Origin of the sequence: Pseudomonas frederiksbergensis (genome assembly GCF_003732705.1) — a bacterium.
Classification (GTDB): Bacteria; Pseudomonadota; Gammaproteobacteria; order Pseudomonadales; family Pseudomonadaceae; genus Aquipseudomonas; species Aquipseudomonas frederiksbergensis_F.
Genome location: NZ_MOBR01000009.1, coordinates 363,329 through 378,854, shown reverse-complemented (window position 1 = coordinate 378,854; position 15,526 = coordinate 363,329). Strand labels below are relative to the sequence as shown.

The following is a 15,526-nucleotide window of genomic DNA, read 5'->3' as shown; positions in this document are numbered from 1 at the left end:
GGACGGTTCCGTGTTGGGGGTTGTTATAGCGTCGTTATGCGTTGGTTGTGGGTTGTGCAGCGTCAAGCAGCGAGCGACCGATGAAATCCTTGTCGCCCGTAACACCCGGCAAGGTGAAAAAGTACCCGCCGCCCACTGGCTTGAGGTATTCCTCCAGCGGCTCGCCGTTGAGACGGGTTTGTACGGTGATGAAGCCTTTTTGCAGGTCGGCCTGATAGCAGATGAACAGCAGGCCCATTTCGAGCTGACCGTTCTTGTTCACGCCGTTGGAATAGTTGAAGGGCCGACGCAGGATCAGGTTGGCCTGGGTTTCGGCGGTGCGCGGGTTGGCCAGGCGGATGTGCGCATCGAGCTTGGTCAGCTTGCCTTCCGGGTCCTTGGCGTAGTCCGGGACTTGGGATTCGAGCTCGCCGCCCATCGGGGCGCCGGTGCTCTTGACCCGGCCGAGGATGCTTTCCTGTTCCTGCAGCGGCGTGCGGTCCCAGCGTTCGACAAAGTTGCGGATGATCCGCACCGCTTGATAGCTGCCATTCGCGGCCCAGGCCGGCTCATCGCTGCCGGGTTGCACCCAGACAATGCTGTCCATGGCCTTGGCATCGTTGGAATCGGGGTTGGCCGAACCATCGCGAAAGCCCAGAAAGTTGCGCGCACTTTGCGCCGGCACACCCGGTTTGGCCGGGGCTTGCGGCGGCACGCTGCCTTCCTGTTTCCAGCGCACCAGCAACAGGTCCGGCAGGTTTTTCACGATGTCGCGCAGGGCGTGGATGTTGGTGTCGGTGGTGTTGGAGCAGAACTGCAAGCTCAAGTCGCCGTGGCAGCAATCCGCTTCCAGGGCATCGTTGGGGAAGCCGACCATGCGGATCAGCCGCTTGGGTTTGGCGTTGGCCAGGCCGAAGCGCTCGTCGAACAGCGACTCACCCACCGAGACGGTGATGGTCAGGTTGTCCGGCGTCACTACCGGGCCGAGAATCCCCGAATCCACGGGCGGTAACTTCGGATCAACCTGCGCCACTGCGCCGCCCTTCATCAGGAACGCGATGCGCTGGTTGAGGGTGCGAAACAACCGCTCCAGGTCATCACGATCGCTGGCCAACACATCGAAGGACACCAACATGCCCGACGCCGGGCGCGGAGTGACGATGCCGGTCTGGTGCTTGCCAAAAAAGGTGTGGCGGTCTTCGGTTTTTTCACTGCTTGGCGCTTCGGTCACCTGACTGGAAGCGGCCATCGCCGGGCAGCTCAGGGCGCTGCCGGCCAATGCGACACCGGCGGCGCCCATGCCCATCAATACGCGGCGACGCTGGGCGGAAAACTGTTCTAAGTCTTTCATCTAAATGTCGTCTTCTGCTTACAGGCCGGAAAGGCCAAGGGCTGGATCGATTTCGTCGAGTACCGCGGCCAGTGCCTTGGCCTTGTCGGCGATTTGTTTGCGCTGTTCGGCGCTGACCGTGTCGTAACTGGCGTAGCCATCCTTGACCTTGAAGCCGTTGAGTTCGGCGTCGAACGCGGCAATGGCGCTGTCTATCTTCGGCAGCAACTCGGCAGCGGACTTGGTCAGCAAGGGCCGCAACAGGTCGACAACCTTGCGGGCCGCGTCGAGATTGGCGGCAAAGCCGTTCAGGTCGGTGTGGCTGTAGCGTTCTTCTTCACCGCTGCTGGCGCGCACGTCGGCGATGCTGTTGAGGTTGCGCACCACGATGCTCACCAATTGCTCGGGTGGCAGGGACTGGGCGAGCAATTGCTGCTTGAGCGTGGTGATGTCGATGATCAACTGCATGGCCACCGGCGTCAGCGCGTCGAGCTTGCGTTGCTGGAACAGCGCGTATTCGAGGCGATGGAAACCGGTGAAGGCTGGATCCTGCTCGCGTTTTTCGAAGTAATCGGCGCGGGCGTTGACGGGATTGTCCAGCTCGGCCAGACGCTGGGCGGCCGGGGCGATCCGTTGATACGCGGCACGGGCCGGCACGTAAAGGGCTTGGGCTTGGGCCAGATCACCGGCCTCGATGGCGTCTTTGAGCGCGGTCGTGGCTCTGATCAGCGCGCTGCTCTGGCTGCTCAGGTACACGCGAAATTCCGACAGCGGGCCAATGAACGCGACCATCGATGGCCGGGCCTTGGCGGCGGCATCGGACGCCGCCGTCGGCGTCACGTGCAAGGTGCCGCGCGGGTTGCTGAGCAAACCGCACGTAATCGCATAGTCGCCGGGCGCCAGGTTGGCGTTGATCACCTGGCTCAGGCCCGGGGCGATGTTTTCCCGTTCTTCGACCACCAGCACGCCGTCGAGGATTTCCCATTCAACGGCCCGGTCGGAGCGGTTGACGATGCGAAAACTGGCGCGCCCGGCCGGGACCGTCAGCGCGTTCGGTTCGCAACTTTTAGGGTGAATGTTCACCACCACTTCGTCGTGGTTGGTCTGGCGCTTTTCGGCGGCCATTTTCGAGGCGTAGTAGAACAGGCCACCGGCCGCGATCATCACGATCACCGAACCGGCCACCGCCCAGCGCAACGCGCGGGGAGGGGAAGCCACGGGAGGATTAGGCGTTGACATGAAAGCCCTTACTGGCTGGAAACGGAAGAAGTTTGCTTGACGGGCGCGGCGGCCGGGAGGAAGAACATCACCAGCGCCACCACCAGATAAATCAGATACGCCCCGAGGGTGCTGACGGTCGGCGCGTCCTGGTAACCAAACATGCCGGCCAGCACCGAGCCCAGCGGGCCATCCATCGGCAGCGTGGCGCTGAAGTCGAAGAGCACGGTTTGCAGGTGATTCCAGACGCCCGCTTCATGCAGGGCCTGCACCGAGTTGGAGAGAATGCCGGCGGCCACCACCAGGATGAACAGACCGGTCCAGCGAAAGAACGCGCCGAGATTGAGGCGCATGCTGCCGGTGTAGATCAGGAAACCGACGATAATCGCCAGGATCAGGCCGAGCAGGGCGCCGATCGGTGCCGCCGCGCCTTCGCTTTGCTGGAACACCGCCAGCAGGAAAAACACGGTTTCCAGACCTTCCCGGGCCACGGCGAAAAACACCATGGCGATCAGCGCGGTGACCTGGTGCTTGGAACCGGCCAATGCGTGATCGAGGGAAACGTGCAGGGAATGCTTGATCGAACGCGCCACTTTGCGCATCCAGAACACCATCGAACTGAGAATGCCAACGGCGACCAAACCGACGATGCCTTCGAACAGTTCCTGTTGCTTTTGCGGGAACTCGGCGCTCATCAACTCCAGACCACCGCCGACCAACAGCGCCAGTGCTGCGGCGAGGAACACACCAATCCACACGGCGGGCATCCACTGGCCACGACCGGTTTGCTTGAGGTAGCTGGCGATAATGCCGACGATCAACGCCGCTTCAATGCCTTCGCGCAGCATGATCAAAAAGGGAACAAGCATTCAGCACCGTGTCGAGTAAGTGGGGTTGCTAATTTGTAACATAATGACACTCATTCTCACATGCTACTGATTGACTTTAGCTGAACCTGAGCTGAACGACCCAAAAGATCACCTCGCCCGTCGCCCGATCGTTCCCACGCTCTGCGTGGGAATACAGCCCCGGACGCTCCGCGTCCCAAGAGCGGACGCAGAGCGTCCGGTGAGGCGTTCCCACGCGGAGCGTGGGAACGAGAGTGGATTCAGCTAATATGCCGCCACCCAACCAGAACAAGGCTTCCCCCGCGCAATGTCGGAAAAAGACACCATCTCCATCCAACTGGTGCGTGAAGCGCTGTTGCAAAGTTGCGCGCCTGGAGCGGCCACCGAAGAGGTGTTGCACAAGGTCGGGATTGATCCGGCGTTGTTGAACGCGGCCGACGCTCGAGTGCCGGCCACTGCGTACGCACGGCTATGGCGCTTGCTGGCCCGGCGCGGTGACGATGAGTTTTTCGGCATGGACCCGCGCCAGCTCAAATCCGGCAGCCTGGAGTTTCTGTGCCGCTGCGCCATGGTCCAGCCAAACCTCGCTGCGGGTCTTACTTCGGGCCTGAGCTTCCTGTCGTTGATGCTCGAACACCTGCCCGCGCAACTGGTGCGCCAGCAGAGCCTGGCGGAAATTGTCTTGCTGGAAGACGACCAGGAGCCGCGCCGGGCCTTCACCTATTTCACGTACTGGATGATCGTCCACGGCGTCGCCTGCTGGCTCGCGGGGCGACGGATTCCGATCCTGGCCATCGAACTACGCTGCCCGGCGCCGGACTTTTGCGATGACTATCAGGTGATGTTTTCCGAGAACCTGCGCTTCGACCGTCCCCGCACACGAATGATCTTCGCCGCCGATTGCCTCGATTTGCCGATCAAGCGCAGCCCCGAAGAACTCAAGCGTTTCCTGGCCCACGCGCCGGCCAATATCCTGGTCAAATACCGCGACCCTGAGAGCCTGGCCAGCCGAATCAAACACGATCTGCGGCAACTGCCCGCCGAGCAATGGCCGGAGACTGAAGCCCTGGCGCAGCAACTGTGCATGTCGGCCTCGACCCTGAGGCGGCGGCTGGCCGAAGAAGGGCAGACCTGGCAGGGTTTGAAAGACAGCGTGCGCAAGGAATTGGCGATTGTCTGGCTGGCGGAACCGAGCATTAGCTTTGCCGAGATTGCCGCGCGCTTGGGGTTTGCCGATGCGAGTTCGTTCTACAAGGCGTTTCGCAAGTGGTCGGGAACCAATCCGGGGCATTACCGCAGCCTTATCCTTAACGAAGCCAGCTAGACACCGATCGTTCCCACGCTCCGCGTGGGAATGCCTCAATGGACGCTCTGCGTCCGCTGTTGGGACGCGGAGCGTCCCGGGCTGCATTCCCACGCAGAGCGTGGGAACGATCGGTCGGGTCTTGGCCAAACCAGTCACACAACTTGATAGCTTTGACCATTGCCCCACCCGGCGGGCAGCGCGAATATTCCTGTGTTAATTACGGTTCCCCCAACCTAATAAAAATACAGAGGGATTCTGGCAATGCGCGATTATTTGTCTGCCACTTCACAGTTCGATTACCAGCACACCGTGAATGCCGCGCTCGACGGTGATTTGACCGCGCTTAACGCCTGCGTCGAATGTTGCGACCGCCACGCGTTGCCGGGGCGCATTGCGCTGTTCTGGGAAGGGCGCGATGGCGCCAGTGCGACGTACACCTTCACGGATTTGCAGGACAAAGCCGCGCGTTTCGCCAATTTCCTCCTGGCCCAGGGCGTGCAGAAGGGCGACAAGGTTGCCGGCCTGCTGCCCCGCAACATCGAATTGCTGATCACCGTGTTCGCCACCTGGCGCATCGGCGCGGTGTATCAGCCGCTGTTTACCGCGTTCGGCCCGAAAGCCATCGAACATCGCCTGAGCAGCTCCGGCGCCAAAGTCGTGGTGACCGATGCAGTCAATCGCTCAAAACTCGCGGAAGTCGCCGATTGCCCGACCATCGTCACCGTTGGCGGCCCCAAAGGGCAGGGCATCGTCCGGGGCGACTACAGTTTCTGGGCCGAACTGCCCAATTATTCCGCCGAATGCGAACCGGTGCTGCTGACCGGTGAAGACCCGTTCCTGCTGATGTTCACTTCGGGCACCACCGGCCCGTCGAAGGCGCTGTCGGTGCCGCTCAAGGCCATCGTCGCGTTCCAGAGTTACACCCGCGACGCCGTGGACTTGCGCCCGGAAGACGCGTTCTGGAACGTCGCCGATCCGGGCTGGGCCTACGGCATCTATTTCGGCGTGACCGGGCCGATGTCGATGGGGCACCCGATCACGTTCTACGATGGCCCGTTCACCCTCGAAAGCACCTGCCGGGTGATCAACAAATACAACATCACCAACCTGACCGGCTCGCCGACGGCTTACCGTTTGCTGATTGCCGGTGGTAACGAGTTCGCCAAATCGATCAAGGGCCGGCTGCGCATCGTCAGCAGCGCCGGCGAGCCACTGAACCCGGAAGTGATTCGCTGGTTCGCCGACAACCTCGGCGTGATGATCCACGACCATTACGGCCAGACCGAACTTGGCATGGTCCTGTGCAACCACCATGGCCTGGAACATCCGATTCACATGGGCGCCGCCGGTTTTGCCTCGCCGGGTCACCGTATCGTGGTGCTGGATGACGAATACAAAGAACTCGGTGTCGGCCAACCGGGCATCCTGGCCATCGACCGCACCCAATCGCCAATGTGCTGGTTCAACGGTTACGAAGGCGCACCGACCAAGGCTTTCGTCGGCAACTATTACCTGAGCGGCGACACCGTCGAGTGGAATCCGGACGGCAGCATCAGTTTCGTTGGTCGCAGCGATGACGTGATCACCACGTCCGGCTACCGCGTCGGCCCGTTCGACGTGGAAAGCGCGCTGATCGAACACCCGGCGGTGATCGAAGCGGCAGTGGTCGGCAAACCCGACCCGGAACGCACCGAACTGGTCAAAGCCTTTGTGGTGATCTGCGAGCAATACCGCGCCACGCCGGAACTGGCCGAAGAGCTGCGCCAACACGTACGCAAGCGTCTGGCCGCGCACTCGTACCCCCGTGAAATCGAATTTGTCAGCGAATTGCCGAAGACCCCAAGCGGCAAATTGCAGCGCTTTATCTTGCGCAACCAGGAAATCGCCAAGGCTCAAGAGGCCGCGGCTTACAAAGCTTCTGCTTGAATCGAAGGAAAATAAGATGCAGATCGAAAACAAGGTTTTTCTCGTCACCGGCGGTGCGTCCGGCCTCGGTGCCGCCACCGCTGAAATGCTGGTGGGTGCCGGCGCCAAAGTGATGCTGGTGGACATGAATGCCGAGGCTGTCGCAGCTCAGGCTCAGCGTCTGGGCGCGCAAAGTGTCGTGGCCGACATCAGCAACGAAGCCGCTGCCGAAGCCGCCGTCGCCGCGACAGTCAAAGCGTTCGGCGGCCTGCATGGACTGGTGAACTGCGCTGGCATCGTTCGTGGCGAGAAGATCCTCGGCAAAAACGGCCCACATGCGTTGGCCAGTTTCAGCCAAGTGATCAACGTCAACCTGATCGGCAGCTTCAACATGCTGCGCCTTGCCGCAGCGGCTATCGCTGAAACCGAAGCGGATGCCGATGGCGAACGCGGCGTGATTATCAACACCGCGTCGGCGGCGGCCTACGACGGCCAGATCGGTCAAGCCGCATACGCCGCGTCCAAAGGCGCAATCGTCAGCCTGACCTTGCCCGCTGCCCGTGAACTGGCGCGCTTCGGCATTCGCGTGATGACCATCGCCCCCGGCATTTTCGAAACGCCGATGATGGCCGGCATGACCGAGGAAGTCCGCGCCTCCCTGGCCGCTGGCGTGCCGTTCCCGCCACGCTTGGGCAAACCGGGCGAGTACGCCGCGCTGGTCAGGCATATCATTGAAAACAGCATGCTCAACGGCGAGGTGATCCGTCTCGACGGTGCCTTGCGTATGGCCGCCAAGTAAGGAGGATTTGTCATGACCCTTTCCAACGATCCGATTGTTATTGTCAGCGCCGTTCGCACCCCGATGGGTGGTTTCCAGGGTGAACTGAAAAGCCTGACCGCGCCGCAACTCGGTGCGGCGGCGATCAAAGCCGCCGTCGAGCGGGCCGGTGTGGCGTCCGACGCGGTCGACGAAGTCCTGTTCGGTTGCGTGTTACCCGCCGGACTTGGCCAGGCGCCTGCACGTCAGGCTGCACTGGGCGCCGGGCTGGATAAATCGACCCGTTGCACCACCGTGAACAAAATGTGCGGTTCCGGCATGGAAACCACCATCCTTGCCCACGACATGCTGGTCGCCGGCAGCGCCGAGGTGGTGATCGCTGGGGGCATGGAAAGCATGTCCAACTCGCCGTACCTGCTGGACCGCGCCCGCAGCGGCTATCGCATGGGCCACGGTCGGGTGCTGGATTCGATGTTCCTCGATGGCCTCGAAGACGCCTACGACAAGGGCCGCCTGATGGGCACCTTCGCCGAAGATTGCGCCGAGACCAACGGCTTCACCCGCGAAGCCCAGGACGCGTTTGCCATTGCCTCGACCACCCGCGCACAACAGGCGATCCAGGACGGCAGCTTCAAGGCCGAAATCGTGCCGCTGACCGTCACCGTCGGCAAAGAGCAGGTGCTGATCAGCAACGATGAACAGCCGCCGAAAGCCAAACTGGACAAGATCGCCTCGCTCAAACCGGCGTTCCGCGACGGCGGCACTGTGACAGCGGCGAACTCCAGCTCGATCTCCGACGGCGCAGCGGCATTGGTGCTGATGCGCCGCTCCGAAGCCGAAAAACGTGGGCTCAAGCCATTGGCGGTGATTCACGGCCACTCGGCGTTTGCCGATACCCCAGGCCTGTTCCCGGTGGCGCCGGTGGGGGCGATCAAGAAGCTGATGAAGAAAACCGGCTGGTCTTTGGACGAAGTCGAACTGTTCGAAATCAACGAAGCCTTCGCCGTGGTCAGTCTGGTGACCATGACCAAACTGGAAATCCCCCACGAGAAGGTCAACATCCACGGCGGCGCTTGCGCCTTGGGCCACCCGATCGGTGCGTCCGGCGCGCGGATCCTCGTGACCCTGCTCTCGGCCCTGCGCCAGAAAGGCCTGAAACGCGGCGTTGCAGCAATCTGCATCGGCGGCGGTGAAGCCACGGCCATGGCCGTGGAATGCCTCTATTGATGCGCCCCTCCCTGTAGGAGCAAGGCTTGCCCGCGATAGCGATCTTAAGGACGCCATCGCGGGCAAGCCATGCTCCTACAGGGCTGCGTGCACCAAGGCTCAAATTAAGGATTCACCATGATTCCCAATGACGAACAACAGCAGATCAGCGAAGCCGCCCGGCAATTCGCCCAGGAACGGCTGAAACCGTTTGCCGCCGAATGGGACCGCGAGCATCGCTTCCCCAAAGAAGCCATCGGCGAGATGGCCGAGCTGGGTTTCTTCGGCATGTTGGTGCCCGAAGAGTGGGGCGGTTGTGACACCGGTTACCTGGCCTACGCCATGGCCCTGGAAGAAATCGCCGCCGGTGACGGTGCCTGCTCGACCATCATGAGCGTGCACAACTCGGTGGGTTGCGTGCCGATCCTCAAGTACGGCACCGACGAGCAGAAAGAACGTTTCCTCAAGCCTTTGGCCAGCGGTTCGATGCTCGGCGCTTTTGCCCTCACCGAACCCCAGGCCGGTTCCGACGCCAGTGGCCTGAAAACCCGCGCCAAGCTGAACGGCGATCACTACGTGCTCAACGGCTGCAAACAATTCATCACCTCCGGGCAGAACGCCGGGGTGGTGATTGTCTTCGCCGTGACTGATCCAAGTGCCGGTAAACGCGGGATCACGGCGTTGATCGTGCCCACCGATTCACCGGGCTACAAAGTCGCGCGGGTCGAAGACAAGCTCGGTCAGCACGCTTCCGACACCTGCCAGATTCTGTTCGAAGACGTGAAGGTGCCGGTGGCCAACCGGTTGGGCGAGGAGGGCGAAGGTTACCGCATCGCCCTGGCCAACCTTGAAGGCGGCCGGGTCGGCATCGCCTCGCAATCAGTCGGCATGGCCCGCGCTGCGTTTGAAGCGGCCCGGGATTACGCCCGTGAGCGCGAAAGCTTCGGCAAGCCGATCATCGAACACCAAGCGGTCGCGTTCCGTTTGGCAGACATGGCGACCCAAATCGCCGTCGCCCGGCAAATGGTGCATTACGCCGCCGCGCTGCGTGACAGCGGCAAACCGGCCTTGGTCGAAGCGTCGATGGCCAAGTTGTTCGCCTCGGAAATGGCCGAAAAAGTCTGCTCCGCCGCGTTGCAAACCCTGGGCGGCTACGGTTACCTGAACGACTTCCCGCTGGAGCGGATCTACCGCGACGTGCGGGTGTGCCAGATCTACGAAGGCACCAGCGATATTCAGCGCATGGTTATTTCGCGCAATCTTTAAGAAGGAAATCTTTATGACCTATGAAACGATTTTGCTGGAAACCCACGGTCGCGTTGGCCTGATCACCCTCAACCGTCCGCAAGCGTTGAACGCGTTGAACGCGCAGATCGTCAGCGAACTGAACCACGCCCTCGATGGCCTGGAAGCCGATTCCAACATCGGCTGCATCGTGCTGACCGGCTCGAAAAAAGCCTTCGCCGCCGGTGCCGACATCAAGGAAATGGCCGAGCTGACCTACCCGCAGATCTACCTCGATGACCTGTTCAGCGACAGCGATCGCGTGGCCAACCGTCGTAAGCCGATCATCGCCGCCGTCAACGGTTTCGCACTCGGTGGCGGCTGTGAACTGGCGCTGATGTGCGACTTCATCCTCGCTGGCGACAACGCCAAATTCGGCCAACCGGAAATTAACCTCGGCGTGCTGCCAGGCATGGGCGGCACCCAGCGCCTGACTCGCGCCGTGGGCAAAGCCAAGGCCATGGAAATGTGCCTGAGCGGGCGCTTGATCGATGCGGTGGAAGCGGAACGTTGCGGGATTGTCGCGCGGATCGTGCCGGCGGATGAGTTGTTGGAAGAAGCGCTGAAGGTTGCGGCGCTGATTGCCAAGAAGTCGTTGCCGATTGCGATGATGGTCAAGGAAAGCGTGAACCGGGCGTTTGAAGTCAGCCTGTCGGAAGGCGTGCGCTTTGAGCGTCGGGTATTCCATGCGGCGTTTGCGACGCAGGATCAGAAGGAAGGGATGGCGGCGTTTATTGCCAAGCGTGAGGCTGAGTTCAAGGGTCAGTAACCCTCACCGATCGTTCCCACGCTCCGCGTGGGAATGCCGCCCGGGACGCTCCGCGTCCCTTCGCAAGCGTGACGCAGAGCGTCACAGGATGCATTCCCACGCAGAGCGTGGGAACGATCAACGTCAACAATCTGTAGGAGCGAGGCTTGCCCGCGAAGCTTTTAGGCTTCACACCAGATAGTTTTTCAGTTCCCGAGCAATCACCATCCGCTGTATCTCGCTCGACCCTTCATAAATCTGCGTAATCCGTGCATCCCGGTAATAGCGTTCCACCGGGTAATCCTCCAGATACCCATACCCGCCATGAATCTGCATCGCCGAAGAACACACCTTCTCGGCCATCTCAGACGCAAACAACTTGGCCTGTGACGCCTCCGACAAACACGGCTTGCCGGCACTGCGCAACCGGGCGGCGTGCAGGATCAACAACCGCGCCGCATTCAGCCGCGTGTGCATGTCCGCCAGCATATTCGCGATGCTCTGATGCTCGTTGATCGTCTTGCCGAACTGCACCCGCTCCCGGGAATAGGTCAGTGCCGCTTCAAACGCCGCCCGTGCAATGCCCAATGCCTGCGCGGCAATGCCGATGCGGCCGCCTTCGAGGTTGGAGAGGGCGATGGCCAGGCCTTTGCCGCGATCACCCAGCAGATTAGCCTCGGGGATGGTGCAGTTGCTCAGGGTCACGGCGCAGGTATCGGACGCGCGGATGCCCATTTTGTGTTCGGTGCGATCCACGATGAAACCGGCGGTATCGGTGGGCACCAGGAAGGCCGAGATGCCGCGCTTGCCCAGGTCCGGATCGGTCACCGCAAACACAATCGCCAGTTTCGCTCGTTTGCCGTTGCTGACAAATTGCTTGGCGCCGTTGAGCACCCACTGGCCGTCCCGCAGTTCGGCGCGGGTGCGCAGGTTGTGGGCTTCGGAGCCGGCTTGCGGTTCGGTCAGGCAGAAGCAGCCAATGGCTTGGCCGCTGGCCAGGTCTGGCAACCAGGTCTGTTTCTGTTCGTCGGTGCCGTAGTTCAACACCGGCCCGCAACCCACGGAGTTGTGGATGCTCATCAACGCACCGGTAGCGCCGTCGCCGGCGGAAATCTCTTCCACGGCCAGGGCGTAGGCGACGTAATCCACGTAAGTGCCACCCCATTCTTCAGGCACCACCATGCCCAGCAGACCTAATTCACCCATCTTCGCCACCAGACCGTCGTCGATCCAGCCAGCCTTTTCCCAGGCCTGCGCGTGGGGCGCGATTTCGCCGCGGGCGAAGTCCCGGGCCATGTCGCGGATCATCACTTGCTCTTCGCTCAATTCGATATCGTGCATGGCTCAGCTCCCGCTCTGCTCAAAACCGGTGAAGAAACTCTCGACGTGCTCGGCGTGCAGCCCCTGCAAGGTCGGCGGGTTCCAGCGCGGTTTCTTGTCTTTGTCGATCAACAAGGCGCGCACGCCTTCGATCAGGTCGCCGCGCTCGAACCACTGACGGTCCAGGTGCAGCTCAAGGGCGAAGCAGTGTTCCAGGCTCAGCTTGCGACCGCGCCGGAGCATTTCCAGGGTCACGCCCATGGCCAGCGGCGAACGGCTTTCCAGCAGGTCCGCCGTGGTTTTCGCCCATTCGTGACTGTCGGCGACGGTCACTTCGCGCATTTGCTCCACCATACTCGCCACGTCCGGCAGGGCGAAGAAGTGGTCGATGGCCGGGCGCAGGGCATTCAATGGCGCGTCGGGCAGTTGTTGCGCGGCGAGTTTGGCCAGCACGCCTTGCAGGTCCTTGAGTGGCGACTCGTGCCACACAAGGTGATCGAGCTGCTCGTCCAGCGTGCCCAGTTTTTCGCTTTCCAGATACCAGTCGGCCAGACCGCAATACAGCGCATCGGCCGCGCGAATCTGCACGCCGCTGACGCCTAGATAGATCCCCAGTTCGCCTGGAATCCGTGGCAGGAAATAGCTGCCGCCAACGTCCGGGAAATAACCGATGGCCACTTCCGGCATCGCCAGGCGACTGCGCTCAGTCACCACGCGCATGTCGGCGCCTTGCACCAGGCCCATGCCGCCACCCAGCACAAAGCCGTCCATCAAGGCCAGGACCGGTTTGCAGTAATTGTGAATAGCGAGGTCGAGGGCGTATTCCTCGACGAAGAAATCTTCGTGCAGGGTGTCGCCGTTTTTGTAGCTGTCGTACAGCGAACGAATATCGCCGCCGGCGCAGAAGGCTTTCTCGCCGGCACCGCGCAACACCACAGCGTTGACTTGCGAATCCTCGGCCCAGGCATCGAGCTGGCGTTGCAGGTGGCGAACCATGTTCAGGGTGAGGGCGTTGAGGCCGGCGGGGCGATTGAGGGTCAGGTGACCGATGTGATTGCGAACCTCGGCCAGCACTTCATTTTGCGTGGCATCCATGGCTTTGACCTCCTGGGATGAAACCTGAGCAGTCATCGATAACTCCCTGCTTTTATTGTTCTTTATAGAGAAACTCGCGCGCGAGCGATGCTGGATCGTAACAGTGCAAATTTGTGATGTACAACCGGGATACGTGCAGGTTCTGTCTGCATTTTTACCTTAACGCAAAATCCCAAGACCGCGGCTTTCAAGGGCACAAAAAAACCCCCGTGGGAGCGAGCCTGCTCGCGAAGGGGCCGTGTCAGTCAATATTGATTTAAATGACACACCGCTTTCGCGAGCAGGCTCGCTCCCACAGGGTTCGGGGGTGGGTCAGGTTCGGCTGCTGAGCACTTCGCCGATGCTACGCCGCTTGGCATGCAATTCACTGGCATGAATCAACTGTTCAAGGTCTTCCGGCGTGACGTCGAAGAACGCTTCCATATCCGCCAACGCCAGTTTCAAATCCTCAGCCGTAATGGCCTGGCTGTCCGCCGAGGGCATCACCGGCACCGGTTCAGCGGCCCGTTTTGGATAGCGAATCCGTGTCAGGTTGTTATACGCCAACGCACTGAGCAGCATCGCCGAGGCGCTGAGCATCACCGGGCCGAGGGCTTTCCAGTCCAGGGCGATGGTTGCCGGGTCGGCCAACACCAACAGCAGCGCCAACGCCCCAGCGGGTGGATGCAGGCAACGCAGCCAGCACATCAGGATCAGCGCCATGCCCGCCGCGAGGCAAGCGCTGCCGAGGGTGCGGCCAAGCACATGGGCGACCAATAGCGAAATCACCCCGGCGCTCAAGTAGCCGCCCAATATTGACCACGGTTGGGCGAGGGCGCCGGAGGACACGGCGAACAGCAGCACCGCCGATGCGCCCAGCGGACCGACCAAGTGTTGCGCCACTTCGATGCCGAACACCTGACTGCACAGCCACACGCTGAACAGCGTGCCCAGGGACATGCCGATGGCGGCGCGGCTCCATTCCGAGGGGCGGGTGTTGACGGCGGCAGGTAACCAGCGTGCGAGCATGACGTTGATCCGTTGACAAAAACACGAGGCAAAAAAAGGGCTTACCTGGGATACCCAGAAAGCCCTTGAAGGTGTTCCAACAATTGGGGGAGGAACGGGCACAGTGTGCCGTTGATTCCAGATACTGACAAATTCATATTAATGTAGCTTCAATGCATTATTTTTGCAGTAAAGCCACCCGCCGACCGGCCATAAAACACAGGGATCCACCCATCGCTGTCAACCCGCACAAGGCGTAGAACATGGTCGGCGCCGGGGTGTGCATCAGCAGAAAACCGCAAATCACCGGACTCAGCGCGCCACCGAGGGCCGCGAGGTTTTGTGCGCCGTAGTAACTGCCGCGCAGTTCTTCCGGGGCCAGGGTGTCGACGAACAGGAATTCCGCCGGGTAAATGATCATTTCCCCGAGGGTGAAAATGAACATCGCCACACACCAGCTCACCAAGCTGTCAGCCAGGCTGAAACCAATCAACCCGACGATGAACAGGCTGGTGCCGCCGGCAATCCAGTAGCGCAGTTGTTCACGTTTAAGGAAGCGGCCGATCTGGTATTGCAGCAGGATCACGCTGATGGCGTTGCAGGCGAGCAGGGCGGCCATGGTTTCCAGAGCGCGCTTGGAGTCGTGGGTGACCAGAAGGTATTGCGACAGGTACAAGGTGAAACGGCCGTGGACCACGGTGCTGAACAGGCAGCCGCAGGTGAACATGATCAGCGTGCGGTCGTTCTTGAGGGTGGTCAGGGTCTTGAGAAAACTCTGGGGCTGGCCGATGGCGGGCGCTTGGGCGGCGTCTTTCGGAATCCCGCTCATCAAGAAGATGCTGAAGAAGGCAATGCCGCCCGCGATCAGGAACGGCGCAATCGGATACACCCCGGCGATCACCACGCCGAGCATAGGCCCGGAGGCGTAGCCGATATTGGTCAGGGTGTAACGCAGGGAAAACGCCTTGGCCCGTTGGCCCATGGGCAGGTTTTCGCTGAGGATCGCTTTCGAGCCGATCAGGAATAAAGCCGAGGCGGTTTCGGTGATCACCAGGGTGGCGGTGGTCAGGTAGAGGTTCTGGGCGAAGGTCAGCAACACGAAACCGATGGCGCTGGAGAGCATCGCCAGGATCAACAGCCGGCGCTTCTCCAGTCGGTCGATGATGTAACCGCCGTAGAGGGCGAGCAGGGTGGCGATAAACACCGCGATGCCCAGCAGCAGACCAACGTCCTGTTGGTTGAGACCGAGTTTGTTGCTCAGGAACAGCGTGAGCAACGGGCTGGTGATGGCGCGGCTGACGACGATGGTCAGCGAGCAAATCATCAACCGGCGGATAACGAGCGAGTAAGTGGCCACGGTGGTGCACAAGTCCTTGTTTTTGGTGTTCGGCTTGGGATCGTCCCCTCACCCTAGCCCTCTCCCCAAAGGGGCGAGGGGACTGACCGAGGTGTTCTTAGAGCTACATCGACCTGAAATACCGAGCCGAACTCAGGCATTGAAAGCAACGGAGATCGGTTCCCT

Annotated in this window: 13 protein-coding genes; 6 read left to right on the top strand and 7 right to left on the bottom strand. The window is 61.3% G+C overall.

Annotation, left to right across the window (positions count from 1 at the left end; all coding sequences use genetic code 11):
• Positions 1-34: 34 nt before the first annotated feature.
• The 3 genes from efeB to efeU are packed head-to-tail and all read right to left on the bottom strand — an operon-like array spanning position 35 to position 3,396.
• Positions 35-1,330 carry an iron uptake transporter deferrochelatase/peroxidase subunit gene (gene efeB / locus BK667_RS13360; RefSeq protein ID WP_123597877.1) on the bottom strand — a complete coding sequence of 432 codons (1,296 nt, stop codon included), beginning with the start codon at positions 1,328-1,330 and terminating at the stop codon, positions 35-37.
• An 18-nt stretch (positions 1,331-1,348) separates the two neighbouring features.
• Positions 1,349-2,548, bottom strand: a complete 1,200-nt coding sequence (efeO, locus tag BK667_RS13355; protein WP_123597876.1) for an iron uptake system protein EfeO — start codon at positions 2,546-2,548, stop codon at positions 1,349-1,351.
• An 8-nt stretch (positions 2,549-2,556) separates the two neighbouring features.
• Positions 2,557-3,396 carry an iron uptake transporter permease EfeU gene (efeU, locus tag BK667_RS13350; protein WP_123508264.1) on the bottom strand — a complete coding sequence of 280 codons (840 nt, stop codon included), beginning with the start codon at positions 3,394-3,396 and terminating at the stop codon, positions 2,557-2,559.
• 286 nt (positions 3,397-3,682) lie between these two features.
• On the opposite strand from efeU, the gene BK667_RS13340 reads away from it, so the two are divergent.
• From BK667_RS13340 to BK667_RS13315, 6 genes are all read left to right on the top strand, one after another.
• Positions 3,683-4,699, top strand: a complete 1,017-nt coding sequence (locus tag BK667_RS13340; protein ID WP_123508265.1) for an AraC family transcriptional regulator — start codon at positions 3,683-3,685, stop codon at positions 4,697-4,699.
• A 243-nt stretch (positions 4,700-4,942) separates the two neighbouring features.
• Entirely contained in the window at positions 4,943-6,607 is a 1,665-nt protein-coding gene (locus tag BK667_RS13335; RefSeq protein ID WP_123597874.1) for an AMP-binding protein, read from the top strand.
• A gap of 16 nt (positions 6,608-6,623) precedes the next feature.
• On the top strand, positions 6,624-7,385 hold the full coding sequence (locus BK667_RS13330; RefSeq protein ID WP_123597873.1) for an SDR family NAD(P)-dependent oxidoreductase: 762 nt from the start codon (positions 6,624-6,626) through the stop codon (positions 7,383-7,385).
• Positions 7,386-7,397: 12 nt separating this feature from the next.
• Positions 7,398-8,591, top strand: coding sequence for an acetyl-CoA C-acyltransferase (locus BK667_RS13325; RefSeq protein ID WP_123597872.1), 1,194 nt, complete (start codon positions 7,398-7,400; stop codon positions 8,589-8,591).
• A 117-nt stretch (positions 8,592-8,708) separates the two neighbouring features.
• Positions 8,709-9,836 carry an acyl-CoA dehydrogenase gene (locus BK667_RS13320; protein ID WP_123597871.1) on the top strand — a complete coding sequence of 376 codons (1,128 nt, stop codon included), beginning with the start codon at positions 8,709-8,711 and terminating at the stop codon, positions 9,834-9,836.
• 13 nt (positions 9,837-9,849) lie between these two features.
• Positions 9,850-10,623 carry an enoyl-CoA hydratase gene (locus BK667_RS13315; RefSeq protein WP_123508270.1) on the top strand — a complete coding sequence of 258 codons (774 nt, stop codon included), beginning with the start codon at positions 9,850-9,852 and terminating at the stop codon, positions 10,621-10,623.
• Between the two features lie 168 nt (positions 10,624-10,791).
• Here the strand turns inward: BK667_RS13315 and BK667_RS13310 are convergent, their stop codons facing one another.
• From BK667_RS13310 to BK667_RS13295, 4 genes are all read right to left on the bottom strand, one after another.
• Positions 10,792-11,943, bottom strand: coding sequence for an acyl-CoA dehydrogenase family protein (locus BK667_RS13310; RefSeq protein ID WP_123597870.1), 1,152 nt, complete (start codon positions 11,941-11,943; stop codon positions 10,792-10,794).
• 3 nt (positions 11,944-11,946) lie between these two features.
• A complete protein-coding gene (locus BK667_RS13305; RefSeq protein WP_123597869.1) occupies positions 11,947-13,053 on the bottom strand; it encodes an enoyl-CoA hydratase/isomerase family protein in 1,107 nt (368 codons plus the stop codon).
• Positions 13,054-13,329: 276 nt separating this feature from the next.
• Positions 13,330-14,025, bottom strand: a complete 696-nt coding sequence (locus BK667_RS13300; protein WP_123597868.1) for an HPP family protein — start codon at positions 14,023-14,025, stop codon at positions 13,330-13,332.
• A 157-nt stretch (positions 14,026-14,182) separates the two neighbouring features.
• Positions 14,183-15,361: an MFS transporter gene (locus BK667_RS13295; RefSeq protein WP_123598014.1), complete on the bottom strand. Its 1,179-nt coding sequence runs from the start codon at positions 15,359-15,361 to the stop codon at positions 14,183-14,185.
• Positions 15,362-15,526: the final 165 nt, after the last annotated feature.

Excerpts from the sequence above, each read along its gene's own strand:
- efeB (WP_123597877.1), bottom strand. The coding sequence starts at position 1,330 with ATGAAAGACTTAGAACAGTTTTCCGCCCAGCGTCGCCGCGTATTGATG.
- efeO (WP_123597876.1), bottom strand. The coding sequence starts at position 2,548 with ATGTCAACGCCTAATCCTCCCGTGGCTTCCCCTCCCCGCGCGTTGCGC.
- efeU (WP_123508264.1), bottom strand. The coding sequence starts at position 3,396 with ATGCTTGTTCCCTTTTTGATCATGCTGCGCGAAGGCATTGAAGCGGCG.
- BK667_RS13340 (WP_123508265.1), top strand. The coding sequence starts at position 3,683 with ATGTCGGAAAAAGACACCATCTCCATCCAACTGGTGCGTGAAGCGCTG.
- BK667_RS13335 (WP_123597874.1), top strand. The coding sequence starts at position 4,943 with ATGCGCGATTATTTGTCTGCCACTTCACAGTTCGATTACCAGCACACC.
- BK667_RS13330 (WP_123597873.1), top strand. The coding sequence starts at position 6,624 with ATGCAGATCGAAAACAAGGTTTTTCTCGTCACCGGCGGTGCGTCCGGC.
- BK667_RS13325 (WP_123597872.1), top strand. The coding sequence starts at position 7,398 with ATGACCCTTTCCAACGATCCGATTGTTATTGTCAGCGCCGTTCGCACC.
- BK667_RS13320 (WP_123597871.1), top strand. The coding sequence starts at position 8,709 with ATGATTCCCAATGACGAACAACAGCAGATCAGCGAAGCCGCCCGGCAA.
- BK667_RS13315 (WP_123508270.1), top strand. The coding sequence starts at position 9,850 with ATGACCTATGAAACGATTTTGCTGGAAACCCACGGTCGCGTTGGCCTG.
- BK667_RS13310 (WP_123597870.1), bottom strand. The coding sequence starts at position 11,943 with ATGCACGATATCGAATTGAGCGAAGAGCAAGTGATGATCCGCGACATG.
- BK667_RS13305 (WP_123597869.1), bottom strand. The coding sequence starts at position 13,053 with ATGACTGCTCAGGTTTCATCCCAGGAGGTCAAAGCCATGGATGCCACG.
- BK667_RS13300 (WP_123597868.1), bottom strand. The coding sequence starts at position 14,025 with ATGCTCGCACGCTGGTTACCTGCCGCCGTCAACACCCGCCCCTCGGAA.